The sequence below is a fragment of the Flavobacterium davisii genome (assembly GCF_019565505.1).
Lineage (GTDB): Bacteria > Bacteroidota > Bacteroidia > Flavobacteriales > Flavobacteriaceae > Flavobacterium > Flavobacterium davisii.
In genome coordinates this window covers 542,736-561,414 of the sequence record NZ_CP067378.1, presented here as the reverse complement: position 1 = coordinate 561,414, position 18,679 = coordinate 542,736, and the positions used below count along the sequence as shown (strand labels likewise).

Here is an 18,679-nt window from a genome sequence, read left to right as displayed (position 1 = left end):
TTGTGGTAAGCCTATTCTTGCGATGTTATCAAATAAATATGAAATTAGTAATAAAGTGAAAAATAGTTGAAATAATGACCAACGAATCAATAGTTTTGAATTATGAGTTCCAAATTTTTCAAAATGGTATACATTTTCAATTTTATTAATGGGGTATTTTTTTCAAATCCATCAGGTCTCCAACCTGTAGGCATGAACCAAATTTTTAATTTATCAATAAATTTTTCTGCATGCCAAGCATCCTGAATTAAAACGCCCAAATGTTGAAAATTAATTTTAAAAGGATTCCACGTTTTAGCAGGACGTGTAATACCAAAAACAGGAGGAACCTCATCTAATTCTTCCTGAAAAGTTCCAAAAAGCTTATCCCAAATAATGAATATCTGAGCATGATTTTTGTCCATATATTCAGGATTAATTGCATGATGTACCCTGTGGTGAGAGGGCGTTACGATTATTTTTTCTAAAAAACCTAATTTATTGATATATCGTGTGTGGTACCAAAATTGTAAAAAAAATTGCACAGGTAGTGTAATTGCTATTACCTTGGAAGGAACGCCTAGTAGAGCTGCCGGTAGTAGTAAAAAAGTAAAAAGCTTAAAAAAATCAGAAACGGATTGTCTTAATGCACAAGATAGATTAAACTCTTCGCTACTATGATGAATTGCATGTTTGTTCCAAAAAATATTAATTTGATGTGCCCAGCGATGCGTCCAATATCCTTGGAAGTCAATAGCAATAAATGCAATGATATAAGCTAAAGCCGATTCTTTAATATGAAAAATAGCAATCTTAGAAACCATTATTTCATACGAGATAATTGAAATACTTAATCCTAAAACATCTCGAGTAGCATTTGTCATGCCAGAACTTAGGCTTGAAATACTATCCATTATAGGAGCGTAATCTATTCTTTTGTAATATCCATATAGTTTCTCAACTATAATTAAGAATAAGAACACAGGCATTGCAATGATTAGTATTTTACCGTAAGTTTCCATTTTGATGTTTAATTTTAAAATTCAAAAAAATGTTGTCTGTTTAAGTAAAACTAATTATTTTTTTTTAAAATTTATTTAAAAAATTAATATTTTTTATATGAATTATATAATTTCCGCGCTTAATCCTGCGTCAAGAAGGGCGTGATATTGAGGTTTTAAATCGTCAAATGCTCCTGTTTTTACACCGCATTTGCCCGTATAATGTACTAGTATAGCACACTGTTCGGCTTGTAGTTCTTCATGGTTACAAACACGTATAAGGGTATCTATAACATGATCAAATGTGTTAATATCATCGTTGTATAAAATAATTTCATGGTTAATAGAAACTTGTTCTAAAATAGCAATCTCTTCTTGTATTTTTTCTATTGTTGACATAATTGATTTTTTTAGTATAAACCATATAAGCTCCTAAATTTTATACTTCCTATAATTCCTTATATGGTTTGAAAAACTAATTTACATATTTTAAAGATACCCAGTTGTTACGGCTTATTTTTTTAACAAAAGTTAAACCTTTTTCTGTGCAAGAGGCATCAATGTGAGGAATATCTTGTTCGTAAAAACCGCTAAATAAAATAATCCCATTTGGATTTAAACATGTAACATAAGTTTGCATATCATTAAGCAAAATGTTTCGATTGATATTAGCTATAATCAAATCATATTTTTTATCAGTTAGTAAAGAAGCGTCTCCTTCATAAACGGTTATATGCTTACAGTTGTTACGTTCTGCATTTTCAATAGAGTTTAGATAACACCAATTATCGATGTCTATAGCGTCTATAGGTTGTGCTCCTTTCATTTCAGCAAGTATGGCTAAAATAGCCGTTCCACACCCCATATCTAATGTTTTTAATCCTTTTAGATTTAATTCCAGTAAATGTTGTATCATCATGTGTGTCGTTTCATGATGACCTGTTCCAAAGCTCATTTTAGGTTCTATTACAATGTCAAATTCAGCATCTGTTTTAGGATGAAAAGGTGCACGAACGTGACATAAACCATCAACATCAATAGGGGCAAAGTTTTTTTCCCATTCTGCATTCCAATTTTGTTGTTCAATTTCTTCAAAAGTATAGCTAATTTTGAAGTCAGAATTTTGTAATATATAAATGTCGTCTAAAATATTTTCATTCCAGTTTTCTTTAGGAATATAAGCTGAAAAACCATTTTCTGTTTCGATAAAACTATCAAATGGAAGTTCGCCTAACTCCGCTATTAAAATTTCTGAACCTAATTCTTTCGGTTCTACTTCAAAATGATATCCGATGTATATGTTTTGCATTATTTTTTTTTGCAAAGGTAGTTATTTAGTCTTTATATAGTTTGTGGTTTAGAGGTCTTTATTAGATGGAAATCGTAATTTTGCTTGCTTTTTAAAAAACAAACAAACAAAAAGGGAAAATAACAAACGTTTTATTTAAAACGATTATCTGATTTATTTTTGAAACAATATATATTAAATATTATTAATTAGATAAAAAAAAACAGATTGTAAAGAGAAATTAATTAAATTTAATAAGAAATAAAATGTAACCTATTGTTTAAAGCAGATTACATCATAAGTCTTGTGATAAAGATAAAAAACTGTGGATTTTTTACCACATTGGTAGTTTTATTGTATTAGAAACAAAGAAAGGCGCTTTTTTAGATTCCAAGTTGTTCTTATCTGTAATATATTTCTAAAACATAATTGAGTTAAAATTATAGATTATGACAGTGTTATTTTTAAGCTTGTCTCAAGCAAGAAGAGTCTTGTTTTTTTAAAAAACTAAAAAAATGAACAAATAAGAAATCAGTAGTTAAGAATTTGTAATAAAATTTGTACAAAAGTAGAATCCAACCATTTGTTAAACTTAAATCCCGCTTCCTTAATATGGCCAACTTCTTGAAATCCGAGTTTTTTGTGGAATGTAATACTTCCTGAATTTTCAGAGTCAATAACACCAATTAAGGTGTGTAATTTTTGTTTTTTTGCAATTTTTATAAGTTCTTTTAAAAGATGAGATCCGATACCATTTCCATGAAAATCTTTATGTACATATACAGAATGTTCTGCGGTAAATTGGTAACCTATTTTAAAACGAAATGAACCGTAAGTCCCAAATCCTACTGTTTTATTTCCTTTTATGGCAACTAAAAAAGGTTGATTATTTAATTTTTTTTCATTAAAAATCTTTTGTTGTTGTTCTAACGTTCTGATATGATATTCCCAAATAGAAGTACTGTTTACAATTTCATAATTCACTATTTCAAGAATATCAGGAAGATCTGTGTACTTAGCCTCTCTTATGTGGATGGACATTTAATTAAAATTAATAAATTAAGGTCATGAAATTACAAAAAATTACCCAACTTTTTGAATTCCTATTTATTTTTAATCTCGTATTGTATGGAATTATGAGTTTGTTACAAGTAAATGCGTTAGAAGAGTATCAGCGTTCTATACGTATTCCGTTACTTTTCATATTATATATAGTTTCTTCTACTAGAATAAATATGAATTTTTTATTATGTCTAATATTATTTCAGATTACATCCTCTTTATTTGCAATAGAAGGAAAAACCGCTTTTAAAATAGCAACACTATTTTCTTTAGCTTCCAAAATAGGACTTATTTATTTAATATTAGAATTTATTAAAAAAAATACCGAACAGCAATCGGAATTGCTTTAATACCATTATTTGTCTTATATTTATATATGATCTATTTTGTTTTTGATCAGGTAGAAGAATTCTATATTTATTGGGTTTTTAATTGCCTATTAACCGCCTTTTTGGGAGCTGTTGGAGTTGTTACGTATTTAAATGAACCCAAAAAAGAAAATTTGATTTTTCTGATAGCCACTATTTTTTTTCTAGTTCAAATGTCTGTTTTTTTCTTCAACATGTTTCATTATAGATCAATCTTTTTGCACAAAATAATTACGATTTCTACTGCTTTGGCATATTACATGATTTATAAATTTTTAATTTTAAAAGAAAATGCTCAAAATATGACGATAAGTTAATACTTTTGCTACAGAACATGAGTTTATTATAAATTGAAACCTACCGCTATTTACCCCAGAATTCCTTTAGCACAAAGCATAATAGAAATATGTAAAAAAAAGGATTACAACATATAGTCATTTCTCGGGTTCGCGAAATGCGCCCTTGACTATAGGATTTTCTAATCAAACAGAGTTTAATTGTTATAGTATAGTAGATGAACGTTGTGCCGGTTTTTTTGCATTAGGTTTAGCTCAACAATTGCAAGAGCCCGTAGTACTAACTTGTACTTCAGGATCTGCATTGTTAAATTATTACCCTGCTATTACAGAGGCTTTTTATAGTCAAATACCTTTAGTGGTTATTTCAGCTGATAGACCAATTGATAAAATAGATATTGGAGATGGACAAACCATTAGGCAAGCCAATGTTTTTGCTAACCACATTTTATATAATGCAAATTTAGAAGAGAATGCTTCTGCTGAAAATGATCGTTTAATACAAGAAGCTCTTTTCTTAAGTATTTCACAAAAAGGCCCCGTTCATATAAATGTTCCTTTTGAAGAACCTTTATATGAAACAATTTTAGCGCCCATTATAGCGCCTGTATGGTTTGATTTTGAAAAAAAAGAAGAAAAAGCCTCCGAAATACAACCTTTTGCAAAACAATGGAATGAAGCACAAAAAAAAATAGTATTAATAGGGGAAAATCAACCGAATACCATTGAAGCAGAATATCTAAACATAATAGCACAAGATCCTTCTGTTATTGTAATGACTGAAGTTACATCTAATGTACATCATGAAAACTTTATTACAAATATAGATACAATTATAACGCCTTTTTCAGAAAAAGAATTCGAACATTACAAACCTGAAATATTACTAACGCTAGGAGGTATGATTGTTTCAAAAAGAATAAAAGCCTTTTTCAGAAAATACAAACCCAAAGCACATTGGCATGTGGACGAATTAAGAGCTTATAATACGTATGGTTGTCTTAGTCATCATTTTAAAGAAACACCCAATGTATTTTTTGAACGTTTTTTAAAGTTAACCAGCTACAAAGAAAGCTCTTTTCAGCAAGAATTATTAGATATTCGTTTACAAAGGGCAGTAGCACACAACGACTATCTAAAAGAGTTGATTTTTTCTGATTTAAAAGTATTTCAAATAATTACAGAATTATTACCTAAAAACCTCCAATTACAAATTAGTAATAGTTCCGCTATACGTTATGCACAACTCTTTTCTATAGATTCGAGTATTTCGGTCTATTGTAATAGAGGAACTAGTGGAATAGAAGGAAGTACCACAACAGCTATTGGCGCAGCTGTAGGAAGTAAAAAAACAACGTATGTAATAACTGGAGATATTAGTTTTTTTTATGATAGTAATGCTTTATGGAATCACTATATACCCAATGATTTTAAAATTATCCTTATAAACAATGGAGGAGGAGGGATTTTTAGAATTTTGCCAGGACATCAGGAAAATGAAACATTTAATACCTTTTTGAAACCACCCATAATCTAACAGCAGAATATTTAGCCTCTATGTATGGATTCCACTATTTTAGAGCAACCAATGAAAGACAATTACGGAAAAATTGGAACGATTTTTCATCATTAAATAGACCTGCTATATATGAAATTTTTACGCCAGAAAAACTAAATAATAAAATCCTTTTACAATATTTTAAAGATCTAAATGATTGATTTTTTTAGTCTTAGCTTGTTTGTTCGTATGTTTTTTTTTATATTTGGTAGATATACAATAATCTAACTAAAAAAAATATGAGTAAAAGAGATGAACTGATTGAAAAATATACTGCAGATTTAAAAGAAAAATGTGGTGTAAATCCTGATGTAGAATTGTTAACAAAAGTAGTAATAGGTTGTGGCCCCTCTATTTATAATCAAGATTCTGCTACTGTTTCAGGTTCACAACAATCGGAATTAGATACAGTTAAAAATAACTTTCTAATAAAAAAATTAGGGCTTTCAGATAGTCCAGAGCTAGATGCCGCAATTGATAGTGTAATGGAACAATACGGACGTTCTAACCGAAATAAATACCGTGCAGTTGTATATTATTTATTAACGCTTCATTTTCAAAAAGAAAGTGTTTATAATTAATTATACAAGCAAACTTTCTAAATCCCGATTTTTATCGGGATTTTTTATTTGTATCTTTGCCATTCTAAATTTTCACAGATGATTGAAATAGGAAAATACAATACTCTAAAAATACTTCGAAGTACAGCCGTTGGTTTATATTTAACAGACGGAGAAAAAGATGTCTTATTACCCAATAAGTATGTACCAAAACAATACGAAATAGAGGAAGAAATAGAAGTGTTTGTTTATTTAGATCACGAAGAACGTCCTGTAGCTACCACTCTGGAACCCTATATATTTTTAAATGAATTTTCGTTATTAAGAGTAAGTTATGTAAACAAATTTGGGGCTTTTATGAATTGGGGTCTAGAAAAAGATTTGTTTGTGCCTTTTAAAGAACAGGCTAGGCCTATGGAAGAAGGAAAACGTTACCTTGTGTATATGTACCTAGATCAGCAAACAAATCGTCTAGTAGGTTCTAGTAGATTAAATCAGTTTTTGAATAATCAAGATATGAATCTTGAAAACGGAGAAGAAGTTGATTTAATCATTTCGCATATTTCCGATACAGGTATTAATGTTATCATTAATGAAAAACACAAAGGATTAATTTATAAAAACGAAATTTTTGAAGATTTAAGAACAGGAGATCGTATTGTTGGGTATATAAAAAATATTCGCCCAGATGGTAAGATTGATGTGTCAAGACATCCTCTAGGTTTTGAAAGAATAGATGCTTCTGCTCAAAAAATTATAGATGAATTAAAAGCAGGTAGAGGAGTTTTAAAATTACATGATAATAGTAGTCCTGATGATATTAAAACCATTTTGCAAATGAGCAAAAAGACGTTTAAAAAAGCCATAGGAATACTCTATAAGCAAAAAATGATAGAATTAAAACCTGATGGGATCTATTTGCTAAAGGAATAAAATTATTATTCCCTTTGATTCTCTAAAGTTGGCATTAAAAAAGAAAAGATGTTGAGGGGAAATTCATAACTAAATATCGAAGCTTACTACACTTTAATAAAAAAATCAAGAAAATAATAGTTAAGTGTTTAAAGCAGAGTAAAGTTGATTTTCTTTTTGAAATAATATTTATAAACCTCATGCAAAAATAGCCCCCTTTTTTTAGAACAAGAGCTCTAAAAAGGGGGCTATTTTTATAAGAAGGGGGTAAACCTTGGTTATATTGCTCTATTTTATTTCTAAATGACTTGTCAAGAGTAGATAATCCCATTTACTCATTATAAAAACTACCTGTTGTTTTTATTTCTCTAGAAAAGAACGATTTGATTAAACCAAAAAAATTATTTTTTCTTTTTATACAAAGGAATAAAATAAGTAATGCTATAATTCCATCCTACCCCAAACTTCCCTTCATAAGTTCTGTTAAAACCAGGAATATATAAATTGTTAAAATTGTCAGGTTTTTTCTCAGATAACAAATAATTCATACGAAGGCTAACACCCGCATAAAAATTATTAAAAATTTTAGCTTTTATTCCTGCAACAACCTCTGTCCAATGAGCTGTAAGATCATCATATTTTTGATTGACTACTATAGGATCTGCTTGTGGGAAATATCCTGTAGTATTGTAAATTTTATAGCTATTAAGTTCTTGACTGAAAGTAGAAATACCATAACGAAGTCCTAAATGTACCATGTCTTCCATATCTAGCCAATTTTGGTAAAAATTATAATCAAAACCTACTTTTAAATAATGGCCATTTGTCGTAAAGTTAAGGCGTTTGTCTTCCGTGATTTTTTTTTCTTTACCTATTTCAGCAGCTAAATACATTTTTTTGCCTATCCTATAATCACCAACAAGTTCTAAACCTTGGTAATTTTTATCAAAAATAGAGCGCGTTATTTTTGATACGTCAGCCCCTATTCGTAAGCCATAACGTTCTGTTTTTTTAATTGTATCGTTTGTTTTTTCCTGTGCCTGAATAAATGTTAGTGATAACATAAATAATAACAGACTAAAAGAAAATTTTGATATGTGTTTCATTTTCGTTTGTTATAAAAGTTTTTTGAATAGTTACTTCTTGTATCCAATTTTTAGGTGTAGTAAGAAACACTCCCTTAGGGGAAACGAGTGTAAAATCAGTTTTATAACCACAAGCTCTAGAAATATAAACGTCATGGCGAGAGTAACTAAATTTAATTTGATCTTCCTTGGCTAGAGCAGCGTTTTTTGAATTGATTTGGAAGTTATATATTACCTGATTATCATTTACTTTTAAAGGTAATGCAATTTTGTTACTTCCTGTAAAATCTAAAGAAGTATTCATTCCTTCCGCTGTAACTTTTAAATCGGTTATATTTTTAGGGTTAGTAGGGTTATTATTATCAAAGAATTGGATAATTATTTTAGGCGTTGTAGGCGTTTCTTGTGCGCAAATATCATCAGGTTCACAATTTAAAAATCCCATTGCAAAAATAATAGTCAACAAACCAAAGCATATCTTTTTCATATTTGTTTTAGTAAAGAGTGATTTGTAAAGGAGGCTATCCTAAAAGTAATAATTCAAGAGGTATTTTGTTGCTTTTGTATTAATAAAAGGGCGATTATCAGAATTATGATAGTCCTTTTTGGTTAAAAAAACAAGATTAGAATTCTTTTGGATGGCCTCATTTACTATTTATTTTATCTCTAAAAGTACCACATTTTCTACGTGATGTGTTTGTGGAAACATATCTACAGGACGTACACGAGTTACTTTATACATTCTGTCCATTAAAGCCAAATCACGTGCCTGTGTGGCAGCGTTACAACTTACATAAACCACTTTTTTGGGTGCAATTTTTAATATTTGCTCTACAACATCAGCGTGCATACCATCACGAGGCGGATCTGTAATAATAACATCAGGATGTCCAGAGTAGTTATAAACTCGTCGTTAAAAACATTTTTCATATCACCTACAAAAAACTCACAATTAGTTATTTTATTGCGTTCCGCATTTATTTTGGCATCACTAATCGCTTCCGGAACCGCTTCGACACCAATTACTTTTTTAGCTTTTTTAGAAACAAACTGCGCAATAGTTCCTGTTCCTGTATACAAATCATATACTAACTCATTGCCCGTTAACCCCGCAAAATCTCTTGTGATAGAATATAATTCATAAGCTTGTTCTGAATTGGTTTGATAAAATGATTTAGCATTAATGCTAAATTGTAAACCTTCCATTTCTTCTAAAATATAGTTACGTCCTTTAAATAAAATAATATCTTGGTCGTACAACGTATCATTGGCTTTTTGATTAATCACATATTGTAGTGATGTAATTTCAGGAAAACGCTCTGCTAAAAAATTCATCATACACGCTATTTGTTCTTTATGGTTGTCAAAAAACTGAATAAGAACCATAATTTCTCCTGTAGAAGCAGTACGAATCATAAGGGTACGCAATAAACCATTATGCTCTCTAGGGTTAAAAAAGCTTAAATTATTTTCATTAGCAAAACGCCTTATTTCGTTGCGAATAGTATTGGATGGGTCTTGTTGTAAATGACATTTGTTAATATCAAGAATTTTGTCCCACATTTTTGGGATATGAAAACCAACGGCATTTTTATTATTAAGTGCCTCACCGCTGTTAATCTCTTCAGGAGTCATCCAACGAGTAGAAGAAAAGCCAAATTCCATTTTATTTCGATAAAAAAATTGTTTTTTTGATCCTAAAATGGGTTCAAATTCTGGAAGTTCAATTTTGCCAATACGTTTTAAATTATTTTCTACCTCTTGGTGTTTGTAAAAAAGTTGTTGATTATAATTCATATTTTGCCATTTGCAACCACCGCATACACCTGAATGCTCGCATACAGGCTCTACACGATGTTCAGAATATGAATGAAATTGGATGGCTTTCCCCTCATAATACGATTTACGTTTTTTAAAGGTTTGAATATCTACAACATCGCCAGGTACCACATTACTTAAAAAAATGACCTGACCTTCTGGTGCTTTTGCCACACATACGCCTTTTGCTCCTGCATCAAGGACTTTTACGTTTTCGAATACGACTTGTTTATCTTTTTTTCTTCCCATAGTGCAAAGATAATAATTGCTATTAGATTTTAGAATTTTAAAGAATGTGAGTTTTGTTTTTAATTGGTCAATCAAAATGAGGATAACGATTCTTTTTTACATTCAAATTTTGGGTTTATTATAATCCAAATTTTTTACCAAGCTGATATAAATTTGCTCTTTTTGTTTTGGGGGTATACTAAAGTAAAATGAGGAATGGTGGCGAATTGTTATTTTTATTTAGTCAATTAATTCGCATTATATAAAACTAAAAAAAGACTTTCTTTATAATGGTATATTTTATCATTTGGCATGTTAAATATTTAAGAGAGTATTGAAATTAATGATAAAAAGAATAGAACAGATAGTATTCTTAAATACAAAAATTGGTTGTTATATTGAGTGTTTTTAATTCAAAATCGGTATTAGATTTGAATGAAGTGAATTTATGGAAAATCTATTCCATTTCAAGCACGTACTCAAAAAATTAATTATTAAAATGGTTTATTATTTTTTCTTTTAAAATTTTTTGTGAGTATTTGAGTTTGTTCAAAAATCTTTTTTTAAAACAATATCTAATGCGTAAACCATTTTATACATAGGCTTCGGTCGCAAGTACAAGTTAGCTCTCATTTGTCAAAGAACAATACTTTCTTGAAATCTGGGTTTAATAAAAATTTACTATTATTTGATATTTTGATCTATCATATCCAATATTTCTTTGTTATAATCTATATCAAACTTTCTAGCAAATAATTTTAGAGGTGGTTGATCTAACAATTCCTTTAAGTCGTCAGATTGAAAAGTTACAGGAAGAGGACAATTTTTTCTACTCCAATTAATATATGTTAAAGAATTATCAAATTCAATAGGAAGGCCTGTTTCTTTTAAGTACATAATGATCGAATGAAAAAAAATTCATCTGGTAATAAAGAATCAACAAAAAAATTAAAAAGAGCATGCCTGTTTAATTTTATATAATCATTCATTTTAGCTAAAATAGAAAGATCCATAGCCCACCATTGAGAACCACCATAGAATTTTAAGGGTAAAGTAAGTTTCCGTTTTATGACCATAATTTTTAAAAATTGATAAAAAGAAATTTCTTTTTAACAAGGCTTTTTATAGTATGAGTATTCAGTCCTTTTATTAATAAAAAGTCGCCCCTTTTTGAACTCAGATTAATCTTATAATATTTTATTCTTTCATAAAATTTTGGCCAAATATTTTCTGCTTTATCTAAATCAATAAAAACGGTATTCTTATTCTGATTGAAAAAAGCATCAATAAAAGATAAGTTCTTTATAGGGTAATCATGGCCACTCATGAGTATACAAAATCCTTCATTATGATGATTTATTGCATTTTCCATTAAATTTAAAGTTGCTATAATAGTGCTAAAATCACCCCAAATACAATCTACTCGATCGGTTATTAAGTATACATTATTTATTTTTTTTAGATTATCAAATAAATGAATATCCGATTTTAGGTCTATGTGTATATAAAAAAAAGATTGTTCATTATATAATGCCTTAATTTGTCTTTCCAATTGTTCTGGTGATTTATGGGCTAAAATGAGATATATTTTGTTCATTTGAAGAGCAATTTTTTTAAAAATTAGAATTCATCAAAAAGGAAGACTTTCTACTGTAAAGATATTCCGTTTATTTTGATAATGTGACAGGATAGGTTTTCTTTTAATAATGGTTAAAGATAGTGGTTTGTTAAGATAAATCAATCATGAAAAAATATTTCAGAAGGAATACAAGACATAGTGTCTCGTCCTAAAAGGGCAAAATCTTTGAAAGAAGCGGTTATATTTTCTTCTGGATTATTCAAAAAGCCACCAGAAAAGTATTTAGCTTTTTGTTTGTAGTGATCAAAATTTTTTGTTTGATTTTTTTGATGGTTAAAATTAGTAAAAGGTTTTTTACGTTTGTCTTGTTAACATTTTTAATTAATTTAAATTTGTTTTTTATTTGTTTTAAACTTTTTTAAAAATATAAAAATGGTAAAGCACCTTGCACTTCTCCGAGGCATTAATGTATCGGGGCACAATATGATAAAAATGGATGATTTGAAAGCGTTATTGGAACGAATAGATTTTCAAAACGTAGTGACTTATATTCAATCAGGTAATGTTTTTTTTGATTGTGAGGAAGAGAATGGTGCTTCGGTGGGATTTAAAATTAAACAGGAAATTTTTAAAGAATGGGGCTATGAAGTTCCTGTAATGGTTCTAGCGAAACAAGATTTAGAACAGGCACTAGCTAATAATCTGTATTTAAAGGAAAAGGATGTAGATACATCTAAGATTTACTTTGCTTTTCTAAACAAAGAATTAAATGAAGGTGCTATTCACGATTTAAAAATAAGTCAAGTGAAGCCAGATGAAGCTACTATTGATAAAAATAGAATGTATTTAAAATACATAAATGGAGCTGGTAAAACTCGCATGGATAATAAATATATTGAGAAAAAATTGAATGTTATTTCTACTATACGTAATTTTAATACAGTAAGTAAATTGTTGGAAATGTTTTAAAAAATGATTGTATGGCAAAAAAGAAATAGACAGTATAAAAGAAGTAGAGAAGGATTTAGGTACTAAAGCTTTAACTTTAGGGCAGCGTGTTGCGGATAGAGTAGCAGCCTTTGGAGGAAGTTGGACTTTTATTATTTTATTTCTTAGCTTTTTATTAGTTTGGATTTCAATAAATGTTTTTGTCTTATTAAATGTGGGGTTTGATCCCTATCCTTTTATTTTGTTAAATCTTATTTTGTCTTGTGTTGCAGCTCTTCAAGCCCCTATAATTATGATGAGTCAAAATCGGCAAGAAGAAAAGGATCGAGAACGTGCCCAAAAAGATTTTCAGATTAATCTAAAAGCCGAAAAAGAAATTAGAATTCTTCAAGATAAATTAGATCATATTTTAAAACATCAACACGAAGAAATGATGCAAATGCAAATGCAACAAATGAAATTATTGGAAGAATTAAGGTTGAAGGGAGGTGAATAATGTACCGTATCCGTTTATTGCTTGTTTCTTCCAATTTTCAACCTCCGTCTTCAATTTCTAATTTCTAGCTTCGATCTTCTACTACCATCCTAAATATCATTTAATGTTTTAATAAAACTAATTAAATCTTTTATATCTTGTTTAGAAAGATTTAAGTTGTCCTCGGGTAATGTTTGATTTTTAAGATGTATTCCTAGTCCTTTTCCACCCCCTTTGTTATAAAAAATGAGGACTTCTTCTAGGGTTTTAAAGTGGCCGTTGTGCATGTAAGGAAAAGTTATAGCAGCATTTCGAACAGTAGGCGTTTTAAAAGCATATTTTTTTAGGGGAGCTTGGGTAATTAAATACTCGCCTAAATCAGGATCTAATGAAGGAACGTTTGGTTTTGTAGGAACACCTAATACCTCACTTTCCATTTTTTGATACAAAGGCGGTACGCTTCCGTTAAACAAAGGGAAAAAATGACAAGTGGCACATTTTCCTTTGCCCATAAATAAGTTAAATCCTTTTGTTTCGTTTGAGGTTAGTGAAGCGGTTCCTTGTAAATAATTATCAAATCTTGAATTTAATGGAGCAAGTGTTCTAATAAAACTGGCTAATGATTTTAATACATGTTGTTCACGTACGACTTTTTCATTTAAAAAAACTTTTTTGAACTTTTGAATATATATAGGATTTGAATTAATTTTTGCCAAAGCTGTTTTAAAGCTTCCGTGCATTTCGTTTTTGTTATTAATTACTGCCTTCGCTTGATCTTCTAAATATACTACTCTACCATCTACAAATAAGTTGTTTTGTAATGCTGAATTGAGTAAGGTGGGGGTATTTCGAGAATTTGCGATATGATTAACTGCCGTAGTTTTATGATCAGCATAGCCTATTTCAGGAATATGGCAACTAGCACAAGATACTGCTTGATTGCCACTTAAAATTTTGTCATAAAATAATTCTTTGCCTAATGCAATTTGCGCTTTAGAAGGATTTCGATTATAGAATGGTGCGAAATAGTTTACATTAAAAGCTCCCTTTTCAAATGGTGAGTTTTTAGAGAAATCGATTGCGCTAATAAATGAATTGTTTTTAATGTTTAATTTTTGTTGAATATGATTTATTTCTTCAAAAATTGGTTTTATATATTTTACAATAAAGACAGCCCGATTAAAAGAATTGAAATCTTGATTTTGATTTATAAATTGTATGCTTTGAGCTATTTTTTTATTTAGCTTTTCTTCAAAAGAAAAACAATTTATATAAGATTGAATACCTTTTAATGCACTTTTTGTTTCGGCTAAGGATTGTAAGGCAATGGCAGAATCAAAACCCGAAATACCTAAACTGATGATTCTAATAAGTTGTAGTTTTTGAATTTCAAAAATAGAACGATCTGTAAGCTGAATGGTTTGGATTTGTAATTCTAGGGTTTGTATATAGGATTGAAGCGTAGCAGTATTTTGAATAGCTTCTTGTCTATTTAATTTTTTGTCAAAAAGAGTTTCCTCTACAACCTGAAATCCAGTAGCGTCTTCTATTTTTCTGTTGCTGTCATTTAAATCATTTTCGTTTATAGGTGCGCCATTAATTTTTGTAAAAGTACTGGGGAAATAAAAGGCAATAAATTCTTCACAAGTTTTAAAGGCTAATCGTGTTATTATAAATTGTTTTTTTAGTTCATCCTGAGTTGCATTATGTTTTGTTAGATGAGCAAGTTTGTTAGCTTCCTTTATTAGTTTGTTATAGTTGTTAAGGATTAATAATTGGGTGTTTTTTAAATAGTTAATATGATTATAACTGTTTTTTTTACAAGAAATTAAAAATAAGAGAAGGACTAAAATAAAAATTTTTTTCATTTATATACTTTAAAAAATTAGAAAGAGTTGGTCCAAAAACAAAGCATGAATTTTTGGTTTGCAATATTTAGGAAGGAAAAGGTTTGTCATTAAGAGGATATGATTTTCTTTTTTTGTTTTAAAAAATGTATAACAAGATATTGGTTTTTTTGGATACTTTTTAGACCCAAATTCCGCATTAGACTCGAAGGAGGTGAATTGACAATGCCAATTTAACCACCTTATTTTTAATAATAGGAAGGACATACTCCCATTTTAATCATCAAAATAGTTTCTTTATTTTTTCTTCTAAAATTTTAGGTGACTAGTTGAACCTATTGAGATCTTTTGTTTCACAATGAAGCCTAATACAGAATTTGGGTTTAAGTTTGTTTATTTGATTAAAAAGTTTAACGAGGTAAGCCTTTTATTAAGATAACTTGACTTCCTTGTTTTTCGTTTGGACGTATGTTGCCACCATCGACTCCTTTAAAGGCTTCCTTTTCCCAAGAATGTGCTTGTATACATAGCATAAAAGTGTTTTCAACTCCTAATGTTTCAGAAACATCGGTTAAACTGCCATATTCCCAAGAACCTTTAGGAGAGGCTGCACTTAAATATTTGTCGCCGGGTTCATTTCTTTTATGATCTAATTCAAAAACAACTTTTAACTCTTTTGTTAGAATATTATATTGATAAAGATAAGAGTCATGTACTTCATCTCCATATCCGTTAGGATCTTCTTGTAAATACACATAATTTTTGGTGACACAAATATTGTCTATATTTTGAAAAGTTTTAGCTTTACCATTTCGGTTATCCCCATCCAATTCTAAGGTTAGTTTTCCTTGTAAAGGATTATTAGCGTTTAATTCTAACTTGTATAAACGGCCGTATTTATTACGTGAGTTATTAGCGTTTACACCTGTGTTGTTTTGACCTGTAACATTAAAATAAATTTCTCTTTCTTTACCAGTTGTTTTATTCCAATCAATATCTTCAACTCGACCAAAAGTAAGAGCGTTTAAAGCTTGTGCAGCCTGATTGTTTTGTAATCCAGTATTGGTTTTTATATCGGTTATTTCTACAAATTCAACATCATAAGAGTTGTTTTCTGTCATGTTTTTTTCAACAGGATCATTATTAGTACGTTTTAAGACATACACTTTTCCATTGTTTAAATCACCAATAGTCGATTTATACAATATTAATTGTCCTCCGTATGTTCCATTATCATCATCGCCAATTATTACTACAGTTTGTCCGTTATATGCGTTTTTAGAAAGAGGAACAGCATTTTCAGCACTCCATCTACCTAGAGCGGTTAATGGTCTTGGAGTGCTATTGTTTGCTTTTGAATCAAAGGGGTTAAACCGTGAATTAGAGATTCACTATTGCTTTCGCCACAAGTTAAAAACAAAGGACCAAAACCATGTATTTCTGGAGTAGCTAAAGTAGCTGAGCATAATCTTGTGCCCGCTCCGTTAGAATTTAGTATATATTGCCCTGCAACTGGTTTAAAAGTTTTGTCAAAAGTAATTTTAGATACCGCAAAATTATCTTCATTATTTACTAAAAATGTAAATGTATCATCTGTATTTCGTATTAATCCAGATCCATCAGCAGAACCTCCAAAAACATAATCAGGAGTTTGTACTAATTTATCTTCACTAGAAAATAATGAATAAGTTTGCAATGAGGAAAATTCAGGCATAGCTTTAATCAGAGGAGGAGTTACAGAATGATTTCGTAATTCATAAGGATTAACAGCACTTGTTGTTTCATTGCTTTCATCTTGTTTATTACACGCAACTAAGCTTGCAATGATGATGATGGTAAATAAAGAGGTTTTTTTAATTTTCATATAATTTGTTTTTTCGAAGCAAACTTAAAATGACAATGTTAGATAAATGTTTAGTCTTTTTTTTAAAAAGGTTATCATTCATTAAAGTTAAAGTTAACATCATGATCTAATAGTATATTTTAAGAATATGATTTAACGTTATAGTGTTGTAACTCCTATTCAAGATAAGAGTCGAATTATAAATATCATGTTTCTTCTAAAATTTTCGGTGAGTACTTGAATTTATTAAGAAATTTTGTTTGACAATTAAGTTTAATAGAGAATCTGATTTTAAACAAATAGAAAGAAAACGAGCCATAATGTAAAAATAAAAGAAGAAGATTTGTTTAAATTTATTAATATTCAGTTTTTTTAAATGTGGTTTTTTGAATCGTTTTTTATGATGATGACAAGCTAAAATGACACCCTTGATTATCTTTTTTGTTTTTGGGAGTTATATTTTTACATTTGTATAGTATTGGGTTGATTTCTCGCCATAAAGAAGGAATTGCGATTTTTTAATCAATAATAATAATTATGTCAGTTTTAGAAAAATTAACTTCAGCTGAAGCCATTGGATTAGAGGACAAACATGGAGCACACAACTATCATCCATTACCAGTAGTATTAAGTAAAGGAGAGGGAGTGTATGTTTGGGATTTAGAAGGGAAAAAATATTATGATTTCTTGTCGGCATATTCGGCAGTTAATCAAGGACATTGTCATCCGCGTATTGTAGGAGCTATGGTACAGCAAGCCCAAACGTTAACCCTAACGTCTAGAGCTTTTTACAATGATAAATTAGGTGTTTATGAGCAATACGTAACCAATTATTTTGGTTTTGATAAAGTATTGCCAATGAATACGGGGGCTGAGGCGGTTGAAACCGCTTTAAAATTGTGTCGAAAATGGGCCTATGAAAAAAAAGGAATCAATGAAAATGAGGCACAAATTATAGTTTGTGAAAACAATTTTCATGGAAGAACGACCACGATCATTTCATTTTCAAATGATGAAAATGCTCGTAAAAATTTTGGTCCTTACACAGTTGGATTTATTAAAATTGCGTATGATGATTTAGAAGCTCTTGAAAAAGCAATTACTTCATCGTCCAATGTAGCGGGATTTTTAGTAGAACCCATTCAAGGAGAAGCTGGTGTATATGTGCCAAGCGAAGGATATTTAGCTAAAGCAAAAGAATTATGTGAAAAACACAATGTGTTGTTTATTGCAGATGAGGTGCAAACAGGTATTGCTCGTACAGGGAAACTATTAGCCGTACACCATGAAAATGTACAGCCTGATATTTTGATTTTAGGAAAAGCTTTGTCAGGAGGTGCTTATCCTGTATCAGCAGTATTAGCAAATGATGCTATCATGAATGTAATTAAACCAGGGCAACACGGTTCTACTTTTGGAGGAAATCCAGTAGCAGCAGCTGTTGCTATTGAAGCTTTAGAAGTAGTTAAAGATGAAAAGTTAGCCGAAAATGCAGAACGATTAGGACAAATCTTTCGTTCAGAATTAGCTAAATTTATCGAAACGTCTCCCATAGCTAGCTTAGTTCGTGGAAAAGGATTATTAAATGCCGTTGTAATTAATGATACAGAGGATAGCGATACTGCTTGGAATATATGTATGAAATTAGCAGAAAACGGATTGTTAGCTAAACCTACTCATGGAAATATTATTCGTTTTGCTCCTCCTTTAGTAATGAATGAAGAACAATTAAGAGATTGTGTTGCAATTATTATAAAAACGCTAAAAGAGTTTGAAAAATAACGAATAAAACTTATCTATAGTGCCCCCAAATAGTGAACTTTTGGGGGTGT

18 protein-coding genes and 2 pseudogenes are annotated in these 18,679 nt (G+C 29.7%); 7 read left to right on the top strand and 13 right to left on the bottom strand.

The annotated features are described in order from the left end of the window. Nucleotides 1-86 precede the first annotated feature (86 nt). The 4 genes from JJC05_RS02795 to JJC05_RS02780 all read right to left on the bottom strand — a co-directional run bounded on the left by JJC05_RS02795 (nt 87) and on the right by JJC05_RS02780 (nt 3,309). Nucleotides 87-1,001 carry a sterol desaturase family protein gene (locus JJC05_RS02795; protein ID WP_309597399.1) on the bottom strand — a complete coding sequence of 305 codons (915 nt, stop codon included), beginning with the start codon at nt 999-1,001 and terminating at the stop codon, nt 87-89. 102 nt (nt 1,002-1,103) lie between these two features. Continuing rightward, a complete protein-coding gene (locus JJC05_RS02790; RefSeq protein WP_088392018.1) occupies nt 1,104-1,379 on the bottom strand; it encodes an ATP-dependent Clp protease adaptor ClpS in 276 nt (91 codons plus the stop codon). 76 nt (nt 1,380-1,455) lie between these two features. After that, nucleotides 1,456-2,289 (bottom strand): 50S ribosomal protein L11 methyltransferase, encoded by an 834-nt coding sequence (prmA, locus tag JJC05_RS02785; RefSeq protein ID WP_105196744.1) that lies wholly within the window; start codon nt 2,287-2,289, stop codon nt 1,456-1,458. 510 nt (nt 2,290-2,799) lie between these two features. Next, nucleotides 2,800-3,309, bottom strand: a complete 510-nt coding sequence (locus JJC05_RS02780) for a GNAT family N-acetyltransferase (RefSeq protein WP_235878158.1) — start codon at nt 3,307-3,309, stop codon at nt 2,800-2,802. 26 nt (nt 3,310-3,335) lie between these two features. Between JJC05_RS02780 and JJC05_RS02775 the strand changes: the two genes are divergently transcribed. The 4 genes and pseudogenes from JJC05_RS02775 (at nt 3,336) to JJC05_RS02760 (ending at nt 7,045) form a co-directional block, all read left to right on the top strand. Then, a complete protein-coding gene (locus tag JJC05_RS02775; protein ID WP_235878157.1) occupies nt 3,336-3,680 on the top strand; it encodes a hypothetical protein in 345 nt (114 codons plus the stop codon). Nucleotides 3,681-4,048: 368 nt separating this feature from the next. After that, a pseudogene (gene menD / locus JJC05_RS02770) lies at nt 4,049-5,713 on the top strand (2-succinyl-5-enolpyruvyl-6-hydroxy-3-cyclohexene-1-carboxylic-acid synthase). A 78-nt stretch (nt 5,714-5,791) separates the two neighbouring features. Further along, nucleotides 5,792-6,133, top strand: a complete 342-nt coding sequence (locus JJC05_RS02765) for a DUF2853 family protein (protein ID WP_105196740.1) — start codon at nt 5,792-5,794, stop codon at nt 6,131-6,133. Nucleotides 6,134-6,211: 78 nt separating this feature from the next. After that, on the top strand, nt 6,212-7,045 hold the full coding sequence (locus JJC05_RS02760) for a CvfB family protein (RefSeq protein WP_105196739.1): 834 nt from the start codon (nt 6,212-6,214) through the stop codon (nt 7,043-7,045). Between the two features lie 380 nt (nt 7,046-7,425). On the opposite strand, the gene JJC05_RS02755 is transcribed toward JJC05_RS02760, so the two are convergent. The 6 genes and pseudogenes from JJC05_RS02755 to JJC05_RS02730 form a co-directional block, all read right to left on the bottom strand. After that, nucleotides 7,426-8,130, bottom strand: a complete 705-nt coding sequence (locus tag JJC05_RS02755) for a DUF6048 family protein (protein ID WP_105196738.1) — start codon at nt 8,128-8,130, stop codon at nt 7,426-7,428. Continuing rightward, nucleotides 8,102-8,596 carry a DUF6452 family protein gene (locus tag JJC05_RS02750; protein ID WP_123901284.1) on the bottom strand — a complete coding sequence of 165 codons (495 nt, stop codon included), beginning with the start codon at nt 8,594-8,596 and terminating at the stop codon, nt 8,102-8,104. Before JJC05_RS02750 ends, JJC05_RS02755 begins: the two co-directional genes overlap by 29 nt. A 168-nt stretch (nt 8,597-8,764) precedes the next feature. Further along, nucleotides 8,765-10,176 (bottom strand): annotated as a pseudogene (gene rlmD, locus JJC05_RS02745) (23S rRNA (uracil(1939)-C(5))-methyltransferase RlmD). A 663-nt stretch (nt 10,177-10,839) separates the two neighbouring features. Further along, nucleotides 10,840-11,052 (bottom strand): hypothetical protein, encoded by a 213-nt coding sequence (locus JJC05_RS02740; RefSeq protein WP_235878155.1) that lies wholly within the window; start codon nt 11,050-11,052, stop codon nt 10,840-10,842. Further along, a complete protein-coding gene (locus JJC05_RS02735; RefSeq protein ID WP_235878152.1) occupies nt 11,043-11,231 on the bottom strand; it encodes a hypothetical protein in 189 nt (62 codons plus the stop codon). Before JJC05_RS02735 ends, JJC05_RS02740 begins: the two co-directional genes overlap by 10 nt. A 5-nt stretch (nt 11,232-11,236) precedes the next feature. Beyond that, a complete protein-coding gene (locus tag JJC05_RS02730; RefSeq protein ID WP_235878151.1) occupies nt 11,237-11,752 on the bottom strand; it encodes a beta-1,6-N-acetylglucosaminyltransferase in 516 nt (171 codons plus the stop codon). 414 nt (nt 11,753-12,166) lie between these two features. Between JJC05_RS02730 and JJC05_RS02725 the strand changes: the two genes are divergently transcribed. Both JJC05_RS02725 and JJC05_RS02720 read left to right on the top strand, forming a co-directional pair. After that, nucleotides 12,167-12,703, top strand: coding sequence for a DUF1697 domain-containing protein (locus JJC05_RS02725; protein WP_105196734.1), 537 nt, complete (start codon nt 12,167-12,169; stop codon nt 12,701-12,703). Nucleotides 12,704-12,710: 7 nt separating this feature from the next. Continuing rightward, nucleotides 12,711-13,178 carry a DUF1003 domain-containing protein gene (locus JJC05_RS02720; protein WP_235878149.1) on the top strand — a complete coding sequence of 156 codons (468 nt, stop codon included), beginning with the start codon at nt 12,711-12,713 and terminating at the stop codon, nt 13,176-13,178. 89 nt (nt 13,179-13,267) lie between these two features. Here JJC05_RS02720 and JJC05_RS02715 read toward each other — a convergent pair whose 3' ends face one another. The 3 genes from JJC05_RS02715 to JJC05_RS16495 all read right to left on the bottom strand — a co-directional run bounded on the left by JJC05_RS02715 (nt 13,268) and on the right by JJC05_RS16495 (nt 16,868). Next, nucleotides 13,268-15,025 (bottom strand): cytochrome-c peroxidase, encoded by a 1,758-nt coding sequence (locus JJC05_RS02715; protein ID WP_235878147.1) that lies wholly within the window; start codon nt 15,023-15,025, stop codon nt 13,268-13,270. A 389-nt stretch (nt 15,026-15,414) separates the two neighbouring features. Further along, nucleotides 15,415-16,392 carry an alkaline phosphatase PhoX gene (locus tag JJC05_RS02710; RefSeq protein ID WP_258929751.1) on the bottom strand — a complete coding sequence of 326 codons (978 nt, stop codon included), beginning with the start codon at nt 16,390-16,392 and terminating at the stop codon, nt 15,415-15,417. After that, complete coding sequence (locus JJC05_RS16495) at nt 16,329-16,868, bottom strand: hypothetical protein (RefSeq protein ID WP_258929436.1); 540 nt, start codon at nt 16,866-16,868, stop codon at nt 16,329-16,331. Before JJC05_RS16495 ends, JJC05_RS02710 begins: the two co-directional genes overlap by 64 nt. A gap of 516 nt (nt 16,869-17,384) precedes the next feature. Here JJC05_RS16495 and rocD point away from each other — a divergent pair. After that, nucleotides 17,385-18,629, top strand: a complete 1,245-nt coding sequence (gene rocD / locus JJC05_RS02705) for an ornithine--oxo-acid transaminase (protein ID WP_088393975.1) — start codon at nt 17,385-17,387, stop codon at nt 18,627-18,629. Nucleotides 18,630-18,679 lie beyond the last annotated feature (50 nt).